The organism is Haloferax elongans ATCC BAA-1513 (genome assembly GCF_000336755.1).
GTDB classification, from domain to species: domain Archaea; phylum Halobacteriota; class Halobacteria; order Halobacteriales; family Haloferacaceae; genus Haloferax; species Haloferax elongans.
In genome coordinates this window covers 371,097-388,126 of record NZ_AOLK01000011.1, presented here as the reverse complement: position 1 = coordinate 388,126, position 17,030 = coordinate 371,097, and the positions used below count along the sequence as shown (strand labels likewise).

17 protein-coding genes are annotated in these 17,030 nt (G+C 63.7%); 8 read left to right on the top strand and 9 right to left on the bottom strand.

Translation table 11 applies throughout. The annotated features are described in order from the left end of the window. Positions 1-74: 74 nt before the first annotated feature. The 3 genes from C453_RS04305 to C453_RS04295 are packed head-to-tail and all read right to left on the bottom strand — an operon-like array spanning position 75 to position 1,645. Entirely contained in the window at positions 75-284 is a 210-nt protein-coding gene (locus C453_RS04305) for a DUF7534 family protein (RefSeq protein ID WP_008322951.1), read from the bottom strand. A gap of 6 nt (positions 285-290) precedes the next feature. Continuing rightward, positions 291-1,145, bottom strand: coding sequence for a TIGR01548 family HAD-type hydrolase (locus C453_RS04300; protein ID WP_008322950.1), 855 nt, complete (start codon positions 1,143-1,145; stop codon positions 291-293). A 59-nt stretch (positions 1,146-1,204) separates the two neighbouring features. Continuing rightward, the gene (locus C453_RS04295) at positions 1,205-1,645 is read right to left on the bottom strand and encodes a UPF0146 family protein (RefSeq protein ID WP_049907528.1); all 441 of its coding nucleotides are present in this window, start codon (positions 1,643-1,645) and stop codon (positions 1,205-1,207) included. A 39-nt stretch (positions 1,646-1,684) separates the two neighbouring features. On the opposite strand from C453_RS04295, the gene C453_RS04290 reads away from it, so the two are divergent. From C453_RS04290 to rtcA, 3 genes are read left to right on the top strand one after another with little or no spacing between them, the layout of a single operon-like run. Continuing rightward, on the top strand, positions 1,685-2,206 hold the full coding sequence (locus C453_RS04290; RefSeq protein WP_007544628.1) for an archaemetzincin family Zn-dependent metalloprotease: 522 nt from the start codon (positions 1,685-1,687) through the stop codon (positions 2,204-2,206). A 46-nt stretch (positions 2,207-2,252) separates the two neighbouring features. Beyond that, the gene (locus tag C453_RS04285; RefSeq protein WP_008322948.1) at positions 2,253-2,702 is read left to right on the top strand and encodes a universal stress protein; all 450 of its coding nucleotides are present in this window, start codon (positions 2,253-2,255) and stop codon (positions 2,700-2,702) included. Further along, positions 2,703-3,713: an RNA 3'-terminal phosphate cyclase gene (rtcA, locus tag C453_RS04280; RefSeq protein ID WP_008322947.1), complete on the top strand. Its 1,011-nt coding sequence runs from the start codon at positions 2,703-2,705 to the stop codon at positions 3,711-3,713. It abuts the gene before it with no gap. 48 nt (positions 3,714-3,761) lie between these two features. Here rtcA and C453_RS04275 read toward each other — a convergent pair whose 3' ends face one another. From C453_RS04275 to C453_RS04260, 4 genes are all read right to left on the bottom strand, one after another. Next, positions 3,762-4,244: a YbhB/YbcL family Raf kinase inhibitor-like protein gene (locus C453_RS04275; RefSeq protein ID WP_008322946.1), complete on the bottom strand. Its 483-nt coding sequence runs from the start codon at positions 4,242-4,244 to the stop codon at positions 3,762-3,764. A gap of 55 nt (positions 4,245-4,299) precedes the next feature. After that, entirely contained in the window at positions 4,300-5,157 is an 858-nt protein-coding gene (locus tag C453_RS04270) for a VOC family protein (protein ID WP_049907497.1), read from the bottom strand. A gap of 120 nt (positions 5,158-5,277) precedes the next feature. Continuing rightward, complete coding sequence (locus C453_RS04265) at positions 5,278-7,092, bottom strand: ribosome biogenesis/translation initiation ATPase RLI (RefSeq protein ID WP_008322944.1); 1,815 nt, start codon at positions 7,090-7,092, stop codon at positions 5,278-5,280. A 2-nt stretch (positions 7,093-7,094) separates the two neighbouring features. Beyond that, the gene (locus C453_RS04260) at positions 7,095-7,409 is read right to left on the bottom strand and encodes an EMC6-like membrane protein (RefSeq protein WP_008322943.1); all 315 of its coding nucleotides are present in this window, start codon (positions 7,407-7,409) and stop codon (positions 7,095-7,097) included. Positions 7,410-7,533: 124 nt separating this feature from the next. Here C453_RS04260 and C453_RS04255 point away from each other — a divergent pair, with 124 nt between their 5' ends. Next, positions 7,534-7,827, top strand: a complete 294-nt coding sequence (locus C453_RS04255; protein WP_008322942.1) for a MarR family transcriptional regulator — start codon at positions 7,534-7,536, stop codon at positions 7,825-7,827. A 117-nt stretch (positions 7,828-7,944) separates the two neighbouring features. On the opposite strand, the gene C453_RS04250 is transcribed toward C453_RS04255, so the two are convergent. Both C453_RS04250 and C453_RS04245 read right to left on the bottom strand, forming a co-directional pair. Further along, positions 7,945-9,825 (bottom strand): PINc/VapC family ATPase, encoded by a 1,881-nt coding sequence (locus C453_RS04250; RefSeq protein WP_008322941.1) that lies wholly within the window; start codon positions 9,823-9,825, stop codon positions 7,945-7,947. 93 nt (positions 9,826-9,918) lie between these two features. Further along, positions 9,919-11,553 (bottom strand): methyl-accepting chemotaxis protein, encoded by a 1,635-nt coding sequence (locus tag C453_RS04245; RefSeq protein WP_008322940.1) that lies wholly within the window; start codon positions 11,551-11,553, stop codon positions 9,919-9,921. A gap of 178 nt (positions 11,554-11,731) precedes the next feature. Here C453_RS04245 and C453_RS04240 point away from each other — a divergent pair, with 178 nt between their 5' ends. The 4 genes from C453_RS04240 to C453_RS04230 all read left to right on the top strand — a co-directional run bounded on the left by C453_RS04240 (position 11,732) and on the right by C453_RS04230 (position 17,029). Further along, on the top strand, positions 11,732-12,826 hold the full coding sequence (locus C453_RS04240; RefSeq protein WP_008322939.1) for a M20 family metallopeptidase: 1,095 nt from the start codon (positions 11,732-11,734) through the stop codon (positions 12,824-12,826). Positions 12,827-13,248: 422 nt separating this feature from the next. Beyond that, a complete protein-coding gene (locus C453_RS04235) occupies positions 13,249-14,757 on the top strand; it encodes a carboxypeptidase M32 (protein ID WP_008322938.1) in 1,509 nt (502 codons plus the stop codon). 86 nt (positions 14,758-14,843) lie between these two features. Beyond that, complete coding sequence (locus C453_RS20900) at positions 14,844-15,020, top strand: HVO_0416 family zinc finger protein (protein ID WP_309138744.1); 177 nt, start codon at positions 14,844-14,846, stop codon at positions 15,018-15,020. Between the two features lie 158 nt (positions 15,021-15,178). Beyond that, on the top strand, positions 15,179-17,029 hold the full coding sequence (locus tag C453_RS04230; protein ID WP_008322937.1) for a UvrD-helicase domain-containing protein: 1,851 nt from the start codon (positions 15,179-15,181) through the stop codon (positions 17,027-17,029). Position 17,030 lies beyond the last annotated feature (1 nt).

The following is a 17,030-nucleotide window of genomic DNA, read 5'->3' as shown; positions in this document are numbered from 1 at the left end:
CGGCGACCTAAATGGTTACACGTCGGAGGGTGCTGCCACGAATTGAGACGCGCCGGGTGACGAGCGGTCGCAGCTCACTCCTCGTCCGGGTCGACGACGCCTTGCAGACGGGCGAACCCGTCGCGGTAAACCAGCCACCACGCGATGGCCGGCGCGAGGAGGAGCGCAGGACCGACGAGCAGCAATTGCGTAAACGGGTCCGGCGGGGCGACGACCGACCCGACGACGAAGACGACCGCGTCGAGCGCGAGGAGCGTGACCACGAAGGCGCGGAAGTTTCCCATGGTCGGCTACTCGAGGAGGTCGGGGACTTCGTTGACGTCTTCGACGACGGCCGCAGCCCCGATTTCGGAGAACTTCTGTCGGCCTTCGTCGCCGGACAGGCCTCCCGAGAGGACGCCGACGCCGTAGTATACGCGTTCGGAGTCCGCCGCGTCGGCGTTCAGGGCGGTCTTCACGTCGTCGAGGGTGTCGCCGACGAAGACGACCGACTGCGCACCGAGTCGTTCAGCGACAGTGACGAGGGCCGCGGGGTGCGGCTTGCCTTCTTCCCAGTCGTCCATCGTGAATCGGTGGTCGTCGTCGAGTTCGAGGGTGACGCGGTCCAGCGCGATGTCGGCCTCGGCCGAGGGACGACCGGTGACGACACCGAGTTCGCGAACCGAGAGTGCGTCGAGCGTCGCCTGTTCGAGCAGCACGGGTTCGTCGTGGATATAGCCGGACGCCTCGAACGGCGGGTCGCCACCTTCGAGGTCACGGTAGAGGTCGGAGCCGAGGTAGAGTGCCTGAAACGTCTCTCGGAGGGCGGTCGGGTCCCACTCGTCGAAGACGGGTTGGGGGTCGTCGAGCACGTCCTCGGCCACCGCTTCGGCGGCGTCGAGACCGCCGCCGCGTTCGGCAATCTGGGCGGTGAACTCCGAGAGGGGAAGGTCGACTTCGCGGGCGGCGAGAACGTAGAGCGCCGCAGCGTAGGTCAGTTCCCAGTCGTTGTTGAACCCGCCTGCGTCCTTGAACAACTGGACCTCTTCTCGCGAGATGGTGTCTCCGTACAATCGGTCGACCGCCTCGACGATGGCGCGTCGGTACGAATCGGCAACGTCGACGAGCACTCCGTCGATGTCGAGAACGACAGCGTCCGCGTTCATACTGGAACGGTGAGACGAGAGAGCAAGTGCCTTACCCTTGGTGACGGCGAAGACAGCAGTCACCCACGGCGAGAACCGGGTTCGTCGGTCGCGACGAAGAGCGTGTCTTCTGCGAGCGACTCCCGGCGAACCGGAATCGAAGGTTCGTCGTAGCCGAGCGTCGTAAAGAGGAAGTCGGCCCCGGCACGGCGGGCGACTCGGGCCGTCGGGCGGTGGAGTTCGACTGGAAGATTCAACGCGTAGACGGCCTCGACACCGTTGTAGGGGCCGAGGGAAGCGTCGTCGCCGCGGGCGGTAGCGTCGGCGCGGGCGACCACGTCGTCGCGAACGAACACGACACCCTCGGGAACGGGCACGTCGTAGACGTCGACAGCGACGACATCGACCCCGTTGTCGGCGAGGCCGGACGCGACGGCAGACTGTCGTCCGATGCCGACCTCGACGACGCGCTCGTACTCCGACAATCGGGTGACAATCGTGTCACGCAGTGAATCTCTCACGTCGGGATATTTATGGCGCGCCACCGCTTAATCCCTCGCATGCTTGTCGATATCGTGCCCATCGGAGACGTCTCTGCCGGGGTCAAAAGAGAGGCGTCCGCTGGGCTTCGGTCCGTCTACGACTGTGACGTGACCGTCAATTCGAATCAACCCATCCCCGAGGGCGCGTTCGATAGGAGTCGAAATCAATACCGGGCCGAGCAGTTCATCGAACTCGCGAGTCGCGTCGGGCGCGGCGAAAAGAACATCGGCATCACGGCGAAGGACCTCTACTACCGCCGCCGAAACTACGTCTTCGGCCTCGCGTATCTCAACGGCAACGGCTCTGTTATCTCGACGTACCGGCTTCAGACCTCCTCCGACGGCGGTATCACCTCCAAACCCGCCGACGAAGTGTTCTCCGACCGCGTCCGCAAGGAAGTCGTCCACGAGATTGGCCACACCCTGGGCCTCGAACACTGCGACAACAACAAGTGCGTGATGTCGTTCTCGCCGACGGTCCGCGAAGTCGACGTGAAAGAAGAGAATCTCTGCGGCTCGTGTAGCAGACTCGTTCACTAATTCCTTCGCCTCCCCTTTTTTCTCGTCTCGGCACCTGTATTCAGGTATGAACTTCATCGTCGCAGTAGATGGGTCAGAGCCTTCCGAGCGCGCGCTCGACCACGCCCTCACGATAGCCGAGCCGTTAGGCGCTCGCGTCACGGTCGTTCACTCGGTGGAACCTCACGTCCTCGTCGAAGGCGGCGAGGAACCGGTCTCGGGAGCACCCGGGGCGGGCGACCGAATCTTCGCTGAGAGCCTCGAAGACGCCGAAATCCGAGCCGAAGAAGTGCTCGAAGCGGCGGCCGAGCGCGCCAGAGACGCCGGTGTGGAAGCGACGACCGAACTCCTCTACGGCGACCCCGTCGAGTCGATTCCAGAGTACGCGAAAGACGCGACTGCGGACGGCATCTTCGTGGGCCACCGCGGTCTCGACGAGCGATACGAGGGCCTCGTCGGCAGCGTCGCCAAGGAGTTAGTCGAACGGGCGACCTGCCCGGTCACGGTCGTCCGCTGAATGTATCGACTCGATGGCGCTGCGGGCGGTGGACAGCTCCTCCGAACCGCACTCTCGCTGTCGCTCGTGACTGGCGAGGCGTTCGAGATGGAACGCATCCGGGGCAACCGCCCGAATCCGGGGCTCCGCCCGCAGCACGTCGCGTGCGTCGAAGCCGCAGGCTCAGTCGCGAACGCCGAGGTTTCGGGCCACGACGAAGGTTCGTCCACACTCCGGTTCACGCCACAGACGGTCCGCAGCGAGCCTGTCGGTGTCGCGGTCGGAACCGCCGGGAGTACCACGCTCGTCTGTGAGACTCTCCTTCCGGTCGCAGTCGCATTGGACGACCCACTTCGGCTCACCGTGACTGGCGGAACCGACGTGCGGTGGTCGCCACCGGCGGAGTACCTTCGCCACGTGAAGCGGCCGCTCTGTGCGACGTTCGGAGTCGACTTCGAGGCCGACGTGCACCGACGCGGGTTCTACCCGGCCGGTGGTGGCCGACTCTCGGTGCGAATTCGTCCCTCGAATCCAGCCCCGCTGTCGTTGGAGGCGCGACCGCCGCTGGCGGAACTCCACGTCTACTCCGTCGCCAGCGACGACCTCGCCGACGCCGCAGTGGCGGAGCGGCAGGTCGAAGGCGTCCGAACTGCGCTCGCTGATGCCGGAATCGACCTGTCACCGCAGTCGTCCGCATCGTACGTCGAAAGCGACTCACCCGGCACAGCCGTGGTTCTCGCGGCTCGGTGTGGAGATATCGTCGCTGGCTTCGACGCCTACGGCGAGCGAGGCGTCCCGGCCGAGTCGGTCGGCGCGCAGGCGACCGAGGCGTTTCTCGACTGGTACCGCGGCGACGCACCCGTGGACCGGCACATGGCCGACCAACTGCTCGTCTGGGTCGCGCTGGCGGGCGGGACAGTCCGAATCCCCGCCGTCACAGAGCACGTGCGGACGAACCTCGACGTGATTCGAGCCTTCGGCTACGACGTGGACGTCCGAGAGACGGAGACGGGCGCGGTTATCGAAGGGTAAACGGCCGCGAGCAGGAGGCTCGCGCGTCGGCATCGACGCGCCGTCGTGTCAGGGCGCGTACGTCCCGGTCAGCCGCGCCTCGTCGAGGACGTGAGCCTCGATAGCCGATTCGAGGTCGGCTTTCGTCGCCCCCGGTTCGAGGTCGAGTTCGGTGTCGAGAGCGTACAAGACGAATCGATAGGTGTGCTCTCGGTCCGGCGGATTGGGGCCGCCGTAGCCCCGCTCGCCGTAGCTGTTCTGCCCTTCGGCCGCACCGGAAATCGGGTCGCCTTCGTCGATTCGGGTGGTCGCCGGGTCGACGTTCCAGACCACCCAGTGGTCCCACACCTTCCCCGCCGGTTTCACCGCGTCGGGGTCGTCCATCACGAGCGCCAGCGACTCGGCCTCGCCGGGAACACCCGAAATCCGCAACGGCGGACTCGCGTTGTCGTTCGTATAGCCGTATCGTCTCGGAATCTCGCTTCCGTCGTCGAACGCGGGACTCGAAAGTGCGAGTCCCCCGGACGCACCGCTCTCGTCTGGTGGTGCCATACGACACACTTGGCGGGCGAGTGACAAAATGGTTCGTTCGCCGATTTCGACGTGTCTATCGACCCGTTCGCAACCGGACGCCAATACCGTCGGGGTCGGCCACCGTCAGGCCCTCCTCGGTCTCTTCGACCGAGTGCCCGCGTCGCTGAAGCGACTCGCGGACGGCGGTTAGCGTCTCTTCGTCGGGGACGACGACTTCGAACCACTCGATACCGCGAGCGTTTGCGGCGGGGGAACTCCGACCGTTCCAGCGATTCAGTCCGACGTGGTGGTGGTACTCACCAGCTGCGACGAAGGCAGCGCCGGGGTAGCCGTCGTCGCGGAGGGTCATCCCGAGCGCGTCGGTGTAGAACTCGACGGCGCGGTCCACGTCTGTCACTTCGAGATGGACGTGTCCGAGGTCGGTTCCGCCGGGGGCGGCGTCGTCGCCGCGGGCATCTGCGAGGACTGCTTCGAGGTCCAGCGGGAGCGTATCCATCGCGACGCGCCCGTCGTCTTTCAGCGGCCACTCCTCGCGGGGGCGGTCGCGGTATATCTCGACGCCGTTCCCCTCGGGGTCGCGGAGGTACAGCGCTTCGCTGACGAGGTGGTCCGACGCGCCCGTCAGCGTGGCTCCGTCGCGGATTCGGGCGAGGGCGTCGCCGAGTGCAGGGCGGTCGGGCACGCGAATCGCGAGGTGGAACAACCCCGCCTGGTCTCCAGCGCGGGGCGGTGCGTCCGGGTCTTCGTCGAGGACGACGAGAGCTGTACCTCCTGCCGAGAGGACGGCACGGGACCCATAGCGTTCGACCGAGAGGCCGACCACGTCGCGATAGAACGGGACGACTCGGTCGAGCGAGCCAACACGGAGCGCGACGCGGCCGAGGCGGGTTGCATCAGTGAGCGGTAGTGTCTCGGGAGTGGTGTCAGTCATGCCCGAAACTTGGAGCGTGCGCGTCAAAGCCATGCCAGTGACACGGGTGTAACTGACGAAGCGGCGTAGTTTGCAGAAACGGAAACGCTGGGTCGTCCGTGACGCGGACGACGACTCGGACTACTCGGCGTAGTAGTACTCGCCGGCGCGCTTCTGCTCGCGGTCGAGTTGCGAGTCGGGTTTGTTGATACGCGGCCGGGAGGTGCGCTCGTCGCGGCGGAACGTGATGTCGAGGTCCGACAGGAAGTCGTTCATGCCGTCGCGCATCTCCTGCGGCTTGGAGGCGTGCCCCTCGACAGACGGCTCGCCGTCGAAGACCATCAGGCGGTCGGCGAGCAGGTCCATCATGTAGATGTCGTGGTCGATGACCATGACCGTCGCGTCGTGGTTCTCGGCGTAGCGGCGGATGGCCGAGGTGGCCTGCACGCGCTGTTCCACGTCGAGGTGGGCAGAGGGCTCGTCCAGGAGATAGAGGTCGGCGTCCTGCGAGATACACGCCGCGATAGCGACACGCTGGCGCTCACCGCCGGAGAGGTCGGTGAGGTTTCGCTCCATGATGCGGTTGAGTTGCAGCGGGTTCGCCACCTCGGTGTTCCAGTACGACGAGCCGAACTGGTCCGTGATAGACGAGAGGAACGCGTCGACCCGCATGTGCTGGTCGATTTCGATGTACTGCGGCTTGTACGAGATGTCGAGTTCGAAGTCGAGTTCGCCCACGTCGGGCGTCAGGTCGCCCGTAAACAGCTTCGCGAGCGTGGACTTCCCGATACCGTTCGGACCGACGATGCCGAGCACTTCGCCGTTGTAGATGGTGCCGGCGTCGACGTCGAGCGAGAACTCTCCCTCGCCGTAGGACTTCCGAATCTCAGGGTACTCGATGAGGGGCGCGGCCTTCGAGGTCTCGCGCGGCGCGTGTTCCTCGAAGGTGATGGCATCCGGACGGATGCGCATGTTCTCGTTGGAGAGGTAGCCCTTGAGGTACTCGTTGATGCCGTTTCGGACCGATTTGGGGTCGGTGACGACACCGTACGCACCGGGTTCACCGTACGCGACGTGGAGCGTGTCGGCGAGCAGGTCCAAGATTGCGAGGTCGTGTTCGACCACGAGGACCGCCCGGTCTTCCTCTTCGGCGAGTTCGCGGATGAGACGCGCCGCGGTGACACGCTGGCCGATGTCGAGGTACGGCGTAATCTCGTCGAGGAAGTAGAAGTCGCGGTCACGGGCGAGCGTCGCCGCGAGGGCGACTCGCTGGAGTTCCCCGCCGGAGAGCGTGTCGATGTGGTTGTCGACGACCGGACCGATGTCGAGGCGCTCGATGTACGAGTCGAGCGCGCCGCGTTCGTCGGTCGCATCGAGGAGGTCGATTGCCTTCCCGTCGAACTGCTTGGGAATCTGGTCGACGTACTGGGGCTTCCGCGCGATGGAGACGTCACCGTCGCGGACGCTCTCGATGTAATTCTGGAGTTCGGTGCCGCGATAGCGGTCCAGAACCGACTCCCACGTGGGTTCGTCGTCGTAGTTTCCAAGGTTCGGGACCATCTCGCCCGCGAGAGCGCGAACGGCGGTGGTCTTACCGATACCGTTTGGTCCGAGAATCCCCGTCACGGCACCCGATTCGGGCACCGGGAGACCGTACAGCGAGAAGGCGTTCTCGCCGTAGCGGTGGGTCGGGTCTTCGTCGAGTTCCGACGGGAGATTGATAATCTCGATGGCGTCGAACGGACACTTCTCGACGCAGATACCACAGGTCTCACCGAGACAGATTTCCTCGGAGATGCGGACCTGGTCGGGACCGCCCTGTTCGGCGTCCTCGCCGCGAAGCGTGATACACTCCTTGCCCGTCCGGTTAGGCGGACAGAAGTTCGAACACTCGTAGCTACAGCGGTCGGGAGAACACCGGTCTAAGTCGACGACGGCGATACTATCGTCTGCCATGATTACAGCTGAACACCCGACGTCAGCAGGATGGCGAACGAGATGAACCAGAGCGCGAACGTCATGAAGACGACGTAGAGGTAGTCTTTCACGCCGAAGTCGCTCACGTCGACACCGATGACGCGGAGCACCGGGAACTGTGCGAGAACGAACGCTCCGAGGATACCCACGGCCAACTGATTGGTCGCGGCCTCGACGCTCGTCCCCACCAGAACCCCGGAGAGCACCGCAGCAGCGATGCCAGCGAGGCAGGCGAAGGTCGTGACCGTCACTCCGCGAAGATGACTCGGGAGTCCGGTCTGCGTTTCCGTGGCCATGTGTTCCCGTGCGATACCCGGCGTCAAAAGGCGTTCGTTCCTCCCCTCGGGCCAGTCGATAAAGCGTTGTCGGGTACTCTCAGCCAAGAAGATTTATGCTGGTCGCGCGTTTCGATTCGTAACGATGGATGGAACAGAAGAGGAGAGTCTCGACGACCTCCCACCGAGTGCGAAGTTGGTTTTCAAAGTGCTCGAATACAACGGTCCGCTGACGCAGAAGGGTATCGTCGAAGAGTCGATGCTCTCGGCTCGGACTGTTCGCTACGCACTCGAACGGCTGGAGGGAATCGGCATCGTCGACGAAGACGTCTACTTCGCCGATGCTCGCCAGAACCTCTACCAGTTGACCGATATCGCTCCGGAGAAAGCACAGGCCAAAGCCGACGGCGGCAAAGAGAAAGCCTGCTGCGCCGAATAGCGGCGTCTTACTCTCGCGTCACTGCGGACCGGACCGACGTGTCGCGGCGCTTCGGACGAACCACTTCGACTCGACCGACTGCAGGGTCGAAGCCGGAATCACCGGTTGCGGACGTGTTCAGGCCGGAACGACCGTAATCTGCATCTTTCTGTCGATTGCGTTCTCCAACTCCTCAGCGATAGCGCTACCGCGAGAGACCTGAATGTCGCCGCCACGACCGACTGTCGCGGTGAAGAGGTACTGGTCGTCGGCGCGGACTTCGACTGTCTCGCCGACGTGGCCGTCCATGTTGACGATGACGTGTCGCGAGGTCACTTCCGGCGTGACCACGATGCCCTCGCTGGACTGACTGCCACCGGACGAGCCAGCTGCTCCGCCGCTGTTTCCGGCACCCGCTCCGCCGCCGCGACTCGGGTTCTCGCTGTGGGTTCGGACGTCGATATCGATGCCGAGTCTGTCTTCTACGTCGGAGATGCGGCCGCCGCCCTTGCCGATGACGTACGAGATGTCGTCTTCTTCGACGTAGACGACCGCACGGTTCTGGCCCTTGAGTTCCACGTCGACGTGGCCGCGGGCGATAGACCGAATTTCGCGTTCGACCTCCTGCCGGGCGAGACGCGAGACACCGCTTTCCTTCTTCGTGCCACCTTCGCCGTCGAGCGGGACGGTGACGACCTGGCGGTTGAACGTGTAAATTTCGTACTTCGGCGTGCCGGTCTCGAAGTCGCGGACCTGAATGACCGGGCGCGCGAGGTCCTCGGCGGTGAGGCCTTCGGGGACCTTCACTTCAGTCGTCACGTCGTAGACCGTGTGGACTTCGCCGTCTTCGATGTAGACGACGGTGTCGACGACCTGCGGAATCATCCCGAGTTCGACGCGGCCGACGAGACGCTGGAGGGCGTCGATAGCGCGGGTCGCGTGGACGACGCCGACCATCCCGACACCGGCGAGGCGCATGTCGGCGAACACCGAGAAGTCCTCGGTCTTTCTGACCTCGTCGTAGATTGTGTAGTCGGGGCGCACGAGGAGCAGCGAGTCGGCCGTCTTGGCCATGTCGCCGCTGAGGGCGGTGTACTGCGTGATGTGCGGGCCGACCTGCAGGTCACGCGGTTTCTCCATCGTCTTGACCGCGTAGTCGCTGTCGTTGAGGAACTCGGCGACCGCCTGTGCGAACGTGGACTTCCCGGCACCGGGCGACCCGGCGATGAGGACGCCGCGTTGGCGCTCTGCGAGTCGGTCGCGGAGTTCGTCGGCGAACTCGTAGTCTTCGAGTTCGGTCTTGACGATTGGCCGAACGGCCGTGATTTCGATGCCGTCGGCGAAGGGCGGCCGAGCGACGGCGATACGGTAGTCGCGGAACTGGACGATGTGCATCCCCTCTTCGGAGAGTTCGATGAAGCCCTCCGGGGAGGCGCGGGCGGAGTTGACGATGTCGTCGGCCCACTCTTTCATCGTCGCCTCGTCTGTCACTTCCTCGTCGATGGTCTGGTAGTGCATGTGACCGACGTCGCCGCGTTTCGCTTTCGGCTTCGTGTCGGTCTTGAGGTGGACAGACATCGTCTGGTCGTCGAAGAATCGCTCGATGATGAGGCCGCCAGAGCCGCGAACCTCGGCTTCGACGAACTCGACGCGCAGGCCCTTCGCCTTCGCAACTTCGGCCTGTACCACGTCGCTCGTGAGGAGGGTCGCCGAGCGCTCGGCGGCGATGTCGCGGATGAGCGCGTCGATGTCGCCTTCGTGAGCGCCTTTCGTCTCACCGGCACTCGGGCGGCGACCGACGTACTTGAGTTCGATGACATCGTCGTCCGCAAACTCGGCGAGGCGCTGGAGTTCGGAGAGCCCTTCCCAACCCGTATCGCGGCCGTCGTTGGCCTGCGATTCGAGTTCGCTGACGACTGCTTCGGGGACGAGCACGTCGGCACCATCGTAGGTCCCGTCGTCGACTCGCTCGGACACGCGACCGTCGATGACCGCGCTCGTGTCCGGCACTATCTTCATGCGCGGGGATTTGAGCGGCGAACGGATAAGGTTGTAGATAAAGCGGGTGACAATCGACGGACGAAGCGTGTGCTACGGGAACGAGTGCCCTACTCAGTCGTCGGCCGGGGCACTGACAGCGCGCTGTTCGTCGAGCACCTCGAACGACCCGACGAGCCCTTCGAGATTCGCCGCTCGCGACGACAAGAGTGCAGCCTGGTCGGCGAGGTCGTCGATAGAGTCCGACTGCCGGTCGGCCGTCTCGACGACTGTCTGGGACTGCCCGGCCGTCTCCTCGGAGATGTTCGCCACGTCGTCGACGCGGATGGCGATATCCTGTGCGGACTGGGCCTGTTGGTCGGTCGCGTCGCTCACTTCGGCCACGCTGGCGTCGATGTCGGCGACCATGTCGACGATGGTCTCGAACTCCTCGATTGCCTCGCTGACCGTTTCCAGACTGTCGGACACTTGTTGGTTCATCTCCCGCACGTCCGCGAGCGTCTCCTCGGAGTGTTCGGTGATGGTCTCGATGAGTGACGAGACTTCGTCTGCGGAGTCGCGCGTCTCCTCGGCGAGCGACTTGACCTCCTGTGCGACGACGCCGAACCCGTCGCCTGCTTCCCCGGCGTGGGCCGCTTCGATGGCGGCGTTGATGGCGAGCAGGTCGGTCTGTGACCCGACGTGGTCGATGAACGCGGCGATTTCGTCGATTTTCTCGATACCGTCGGCGAGTTCGGCGACCGCTTCGGCCGTGTGGTCGATTCGTTCTTCGACCGCGTCTAACTCCTGCATCGCCTCGGTCGCAGCGTCGCGTCCGGCCGCACCGCGTTCGGACGCCGTCTCCGCCGTGTTGGCGACTTCGTCAGCTGACGCGGCAATCTCTTCGACCGTCGCCGACAGCGTGTTGAGTTCGTCGGCGACCGTCTGGAGGTGTTCGGTCTGGGTAGTCGCGCCGTCCGAAATCTCGGTGACAGAGGCGGCGACCTCCTGACTGGCCTCGTTCGCCCGCTCGACGTGTTCCTTGGCGGAAGCGCTCATCTCGGACACTTCCTCGGCGAACGACTGGACTTCGCCAATCGTCCGCGAGAGCGTGCGAACGAGTTCGTTGTACGTCTCTGCGACTTCTTCGTAGCGCTCGTCGTCGACACCCCAGTCGTTGGTGTCGATAGTCGCCGTGAGGTCGCCAGCCTGCGCCCGCGAGGTCGCTTCAGCAAAGGCCTCGACGAGATGCTGGAGGTTCCGCGTGTAGTCGGCTAAATCGCGTTGCATGCGGTCGAGTGCGTCTCCGAACTCGCCCGGCATCTCCTCGTCGAGCGAGGGGTGGTTGAAGTCCTGGTCGGCCAGCGCCGTCGCCTGCGAGGCGACCGTACAGAGGTGCTGGTGCATCGAACCGAAGTCGGATGCGAGCGTCGCAACCTCGTCGTTTCCAGCGACCTCCGGCGGCGTCGCCGACAAGTCACCGTTTGCGACGCCTTCGGCCGACTCCGAGATGGCTTCGATTGGGTTCACGATGTCTTTGCGGGCGATGAGGATGGTGTTGACGAACGCGAGAGCAGCCCCCGCGAACAAGAGCGCAGAGAGCGCGAGTCGAGTATCGCCGGTCGCAACCCACGGCAGTACTACCTGTGCAATCGACACAGCGAATTGGATGCCGACGGCCGCGACGATTTTCCGTTCGACTGAGTCAGAGACCCTGAGAGCGTCCATGGTCCCCCACAGCAGTCGTTCGTACGTCGAGAGGACACTCATATCTCGACGTGTTCTGTGATAGCTATAATCCATCCTCCCGATTCTCGATGCGTGGGAACAGCGGACCCCGTCCCCGGTGTTGTGGTTCTTCACATTGAGAATGATGGTTCTTCGAACTGAAACTTCGAGCCCCGTGACGGCAGGCACGTTTTTTCGGGCTGCTTCACGTCGTATCGATATGGACGAACTCGAAACGCTCACGGCCGACCTCGTCTCGATTCCGAGCCACGAAGACGAGACCGAGGCTGGGGACTTCATCGAGTCGTGGCTCCGCGCCGAGACGGACGCGACGGTGACCCGCGACGACGCCGGGAACGTCATCGCCCGCGTCAACCCCGGCGTCGGTGACTCGCTCGCACTCGTTGGCCATCACGACGTAGTCCCGCCAGCGGCCAGACAGATAACCGACGACGGCGAGTACGTCGTCGAGGCCGACGACGACCGACTCTACGGCAGGGGAAGCGCCGACATGAAAGGTGCCGTGGTCGCGTCGATGCTCGCCTTCCGCGACGCCGCCCAGTCGGCGACCAACGAAGTCGTCTTCGCCTCGTTCGTCGGCGAGGAACTCGGCGGTATTGGCGTTCGTGACGCCCTCGATGCCGGACTCGAACTCGACTACGCAGTCGTCGCCGAAGGCTCGACTAACTACTCGGGACCGGACCGCACCGACGTGGTCGTCGCCCATCGCGGCCGCCGGGCAAGTACGCTCCACGTCCACGGAACCGCCTGCCACGCGAGCATGCCGGAAGAAGGCGAGAACGCGGTCTACCGCGCCTGCGACGCGGTCGATATCGCCCGCGACATGCAGTTCCCCGAAACAGAGGTTCTCGGCCACACCGTCTCGGGAAGCATCGCCGTCACGGAAATCGACGGCGGGAGCGCGTGGAACGTCATCCCCGACCGCTGTGAAGTGACCATCGACGAGCGAACCGTCCCCGGCGGGTATGCCGACCTCTCGCAGACCGAATCAATCGACGGCGTCGAGTGGGTCGTCGAACAGGACCTTCCTCCGATGGCCTGCGACGACGCCGACTTCGCCGACCACGTCCTCGACGTTGCTCGCGCGGTCCACGAGTCTCGCGGCGACGCGGACCCACAGCAGGTGACGAAGCCCCACGCCACCGATGCCGGATGGTTGGTACAGGAAGGAACGACGTGTGTCGTCTACGGTCCCTCGGAACCCGGCGAGGCGCACACGAAAGCCGAGAGCGTGTCGCTCGACGTATTGGAGCGGTGTTACGAGACGTACCGGGGACTCGTTGAGGGGTGGTGAAGTCGTCTGGAACAGCCAGAACACTGTGCCCCGGTTGACAACAGGGAGTAAAGAACTTATCAGCGAGTGATCGACAACACAGACTGAGACCAGTTATAAAACACCCCATACGAAAGAAGCGCTATGCTGCTACTCTTCTCGATGGGGTGTCTTGTCCTAGGTATCGTATGCATCATTACTGGGGGCAGAGTCTGTCTATCGCCCAAAGCAAGACCTCGACAAGTCGTTCGACCACTGGTCATCGTATAAAGAACCTGGGCCCATCACGTTACGAGTAGTACAGGTTCTTGGTGTATCACTCATTCTCGGTGGTCTAATGATGTTCTTGATTGTGGTTTTTCTGTTAGCATAGCCAGTCAGAAAGCCACCCGAAATCGCCGTCACCTGCGATTTAATACACTCCCGAGACCATCGTCATCGATATGGCACAATCCTCCACCGAAGCGGAATCGGCGTACGACCAACTGCTCTCGAAGTACAAGCGAATTGCCAACGTGGAGAACGCTGGCGGCATTCTCTCGTGGGACCAGCAGGTCATGATGCCCGACGAGGGGACGCCCGCGCGCTCCCAACAGATGTCGGCGCTCTCGGCGCTCAGACACGAACTCCTGACCGACGACGAGTTCGGTGAGCTGCTGGAAGCCGCCGAGGAGGACGACCCGACAGAAGAGCAGGCCGCCGTGCTCCGTGAACTCCGCCGCGACTACGAACGCGCCGCGCGCGTGCCGAACGACCTCGTCGAGAAGATTTCGGCGGCGTCCTCCGAGGCGATTCCGGCGTGGAAGCAGGCGAAAGCCGAAGACGACTTCGAGAAGTTCGCGCCCCATCTGGAGAAGCACGTCGAACTGAAGCGGAAGTACGCCGAGCACATCGACCCCGACCGCGACGCCTACGAAGTGCTCTTCGAGGACTACGAACCGTGCCTGCCGCTCGACCAGGCTGAGGATATCCTCGCCGACGTGCGCGAGGTGTTGGTCTCGATGATAGAGGATATCCGCGAGTCCGACACGGAACTCGCCGTCGATTCCTTCGAGGGCGAATTCGACGAGAGCGAACAGGAGGAACTCGTCCGCGACGCGCTCTCGACGCTCGGGTATCCGTGGGACCGCGGCCGTCTCGACACCGCACCGCACCCGTTCTCGTCGGGCACGCAGTTCGACGCCCGCGTGACGACCCGCTACGACGAGTCGGACCCCCTCGGGTCGCTGTTTTCGACCATCCACGAGTTCGGCCACGCGCTCTACACGCTCGGCCTGCCGGACGAGCACTACGCGACCCCGCTCGGTGAGGACCGCAACCTCTCGGTCCACGAGTCGCAGTCGCGTCTCTGGGAGAACCACGTCGGTCGGTCCCGCGCCTTCTGGCAGCACTTCCTGCCGACGTTCACCGAACACTTCCCCGAAGTGGACGCGTCGGTCGAAGAAGCCTACGAGGCAGCCAATCAGGTCTACGACGACAATCTCATCCGCGTCGAGGCGGACGAGCTGACCTACCACCTCCACATCGTCATTCGGTTCGAACTCGAACGCGAACTCGTCTCGGGCGACCTCGAAGTCGAAGACGTACCGGAAGCGTGGAACGACAAGTACGAAGAGTACCTCGGCATCCGCCCGGAGACCGACTCCGAGGGCTGTCTGCAGGACATCCACTGGGCCTACGGGAACTTCGGCTACTTCCCGACGTACTCGCTCGGCTCCATCATGGCGGCCCAGTTGTTCGCCGCCGCCGAGGAAGATATCGACGGCCTCGACGAGAAAATCGCAAGCGGCGAGTTCGGTGACCTCCGCGAATGGCTCCGTGAGAACGTCCACCAGCACGGCCGTCAGTACGAGACGAACGACCTCGTAAAGCGTGCGACGGGCGAGGACTTCGCGGCCGACGACTTCCTCGACTACGTCGAATCGAAGTATAGCGAGATATACGACCTGTAGGGCCTCGAGACTGTCTGTACTCCCGATTTTCCGGGAGTTGTAACCGCCGCAGGAACTAAATAGTGCTGTGGCATACCATGCCATGTATGGCCTCAGCACCCAGTGACGATTTGTTCGACCAGTTCTTGGCCGACCGCGGTCACGAGACGGAACCGGTACGCTGGGATCGATCGTATAACAAACTGCAGTGTCCCGACTGTGGGGCACTACACGACGAAGGGGCGGCGACCTGCTCCGTCTGCGGGTGGGTGCCGGAGGCCTGACGCGTCCGGACTGACCAAGCCAGAGCACCGTTTTTTTCCGGGATAGCAGGTGACTGCTGCTGTTCCGTTGCAAGCGCCCGGCATACCGAGACTCCGGCCGCGTTTTTCCCTCGTCGGAAGCACGTTGTTTATCACCGATAAGGCCGTGAACGTGGACAATGAGCGAATCCGACGTGACGGTCACTCGCCTGTTCGGGGGACCGGGTAGCGGGAAGACCACGGCCTTGCTCGACAAGGTCGAGGCGATTCTCGAGCAAGACGACGTCACCATCCGCGACATTCTCGTCGTCTCGTACACCCGGGCTGCCGCAGCCGAGGTCCGTGAGCGTCTCGCCGAACGACTCGACATCAACCCGCGGTCGCTGAAGGGGAACGTGTCGACGATGCACGCGAAGGCGTACGAACTCCTCGGGCTCTCGCGTAACGACGTTGTTGGCGAGAAAGACAAACAGGAGTTCTGTGAGGAGTACGGCATCGAGTACGAAGACGAGTACGGCGGCGCAGGTCGCCGAACCGCCCGGTCGACGACTATCGGGAACAAGGTCATCGCGACGAGCCAGTGGCTCCAGCGGACCCGCCGCGACGTCGCCGACTGGTACGACGTCCCCTTCCAGTGGAACGTCGAAGAAGTTCGTCTCCCGCCGGAAGTCGACCCCAACGCACAGGAGGGCAACAAGTACACGCCGACGTGGCCGTCCGACGACGACCGCGTCGATATCCCCGAGGCAATCCGCGCGTGGCGCGCCTACAAGGGAGAAAACGGTCTCGTCGGCTTCGCCGACATGCTCGAACGGGTCAAGCAACGCGCGCTCGTCCCGAACGTCGACTACCTCGTCATCGACGAATTCCAGGACATCACGACGCTCCAGTACGACGCGTACCTGGAGTGGAAGCCCCACATGAAGGGCGTCCTCATCGCCGGCGACGACGACCAGGTCGTCTACGCCTGGCAGGGTGCGGACCCGAACCTGCTTCTCGACGCCGAGCGCGACAACGACGAAGTGCTGCCGAACTCCTATCGGCTTCCGTCGAACGTTCTCAACGTCGTCAACAGAGAGATTCGACACATCGACAAGCGACAGGAGAAAGACCTCAAGCCGCGCAAGGAAGGCGGTTCGGTCGAGGCAGTCCAGAACCCGTCGATGCTCGAACTCGCACGGAACATCCGATACACGGTCGAGCAACGGGATGGCACGATAATGCTGCTGTTCCGTGCTCGGTATCAGATGTTCCAGTTCATCGACGAATTCCTCCCGTCTGGAATCCCCTTCTCGACGCTCACCGACCAGCGGATGTGGACCGACCGGCTCACGCAGTACGTCCGCGCCGTCGAGGCGATGGCCGACGACGAGCCTGTCGATGGACTACAGGCTCGCCGACTCGCCGACATGCTTCAGGACTCCGCGTTCGGGACGAACGACCGCGACGACCTATTCGACCTCATCGACGAGCGCCAAGAAGAGGAAGGCGTCGAGGACATCACCGAACTCGAATTCACGCCGAAGGAAATCAAGAACTTCGCGCCGTTTGCGCCCGACACCTCTGCGGCCTCCGATATGGTCCGCAAGGTCACGAGCTTCCAGCGCAAATCCATCGACGCCTACTTCGCCGGAGAGTATCAGGGCATGGACCCCAGCCGCGTTCGCGTCGGGACCATCCACTCCGCGAAGGGTCGTGAGGCCGACCACGTGTTCATGGCGACCGACCTGACCGAAAAGGTCGTCGAGCAGATGGCCGCCTCCGTGTCCGACGAGGAACTCGAAGCCCGCGGAATCGACGAGTTTACGTCGTCGACGAGTCCCGTTCCCCTCATCACCGACAACGAGCGACGTGTCTTCTACGTCGGCATGTCGCGCGCTCGCGAGCACCTCGTCCTCCTCGAAAATCTCGTCAGCGGTGCTCCGACGCTCCCGATTAGCGTCCTGCTCCACAACGAGATTCGCGACGAAGAGGCCCAGGAACTGGTCGACGCGGCGCAGGAACCGCCTGCACCCGAACCCGAGGCGTAAG

What these genes read in the sequence shown, in the direction of transcription:
- C453_RS20900 (WP_309138744.1), top strand. Translation starts at nt 14,844, where the DNA reads ATGGCCTCAGCACCCAGTGACGATTTGTTCGACCAGTTCTTGGCCGAC.
- C453_RS04305 (WP_008322951.1), bottom strand. Translation starts at nt 284, where the DNA reads ATGGGAAACTTCCGCGCCTTCGTGGTCACGCTCCTCGCGCTCGACGCG.
- C453_RS04255 (WP_008322942.1), top strand. Translation starts at nt 7,534, where the DNA reads ATGGATGGAACAGAAGAGGAGAGTCTCGACGACCTCCCACCGAGTGCG.
- C453_RS04230 (WP_008322937.1), top strand. Translation starts at nt 15,179, where the DNA reads ATGAGCGAATCCGACGTGACGGTCACTCGCCTGTTCGGGGGACCGGGT.
- C453_RS04275 (WP_008322946.1), bottom strand. Translation starts at nt 4,244, where the DNA reads ATGGCACCACCAGACGAGAGCGGTGCGTCCGGGGGACTCGCACTTTCG.
- C453_RS04290 (WP_007544628.1), top strand. Translation starts at nt 1,685, where the DNA reads ATGCTTGTCGATATCGTGCCCATCGGAGACGTCTCTGCCGGGGTCAAA.
- C453_RS04265 (WP_008322944.1), bottom strand. Translation starts at nt 7,092, where the DNA reads ATGGCAGACGATAGTATCGCCGTCGTCGACTTAGACCGGTGTTCTCCC.
- C453_RS04260 (WP_008322943.1), bottom strand. Translation starts at nt 7,409, where the DNA reads ATGGCCACGGAAACGCAGACCGGACTCCCGAGTCATCTTCGCGGAGTG.
- C453_RS04300 (WP_008322950.1), bottom strand. Translation starts at nt 1,145, where the DNA reads ATGAACGCGGACGCTGTCGTTCTCGACATCGACGGAGTGCTCGTCGAC.
- C453_RS04270 (WP_049907497.1), bottom strand. Translation starts at nt 5,157, where the DNA reads ATGACTGACACCACTCCCGAGACACTACCGCTCACTGATGCAACCCGC.
- C453_RS04240 (WP_008322939.1), top strand. Translation starts at nt 11,732, where the DNA reads ATGGACGAACTCGAAACGCTCACGGCCGACCTCGTCTCGATTCCGAGC.
- C453_RS04250 (WP_008322941.1), bottom strand. Translation starts at nt 9,825, where the DNA reads ATGAAGATAGTGCCGGACACGAGCGCGGTCATCGACGGTCGCGTGTCC.
- C453_RS04285 (WP_008322948.1), top strand. Translation starts at nt 2,253, where the DNA reads ATGAACTTCATCGTCGCAGTAGATGGGTCAGAGCCTTCCGAGCGCGCG.
- C453_RS04245 (WP_008322940.1), bottom strand. Translation starts at nt 11,553, where the DNA reads ATGAGTGTCCTCTCGACGTACGAACGACTGCTGTGGGGGACCATGGAC.
- C453_RS04235 (WP_008322938.1), top strand. Translation starts at nt 13,249, where the DNA reads ATGGCACAATCCTCCACCGAAGCGGAATCGGCGTACGACCAACTGCTC.
- rtcA (WP_008322947.1), top strand. Translation starts at nt 2,703, where the DNA reads ATGTATCGACTCGATGGCGCTGCGGGCGGTGGACAGCTCCTCCGAACC.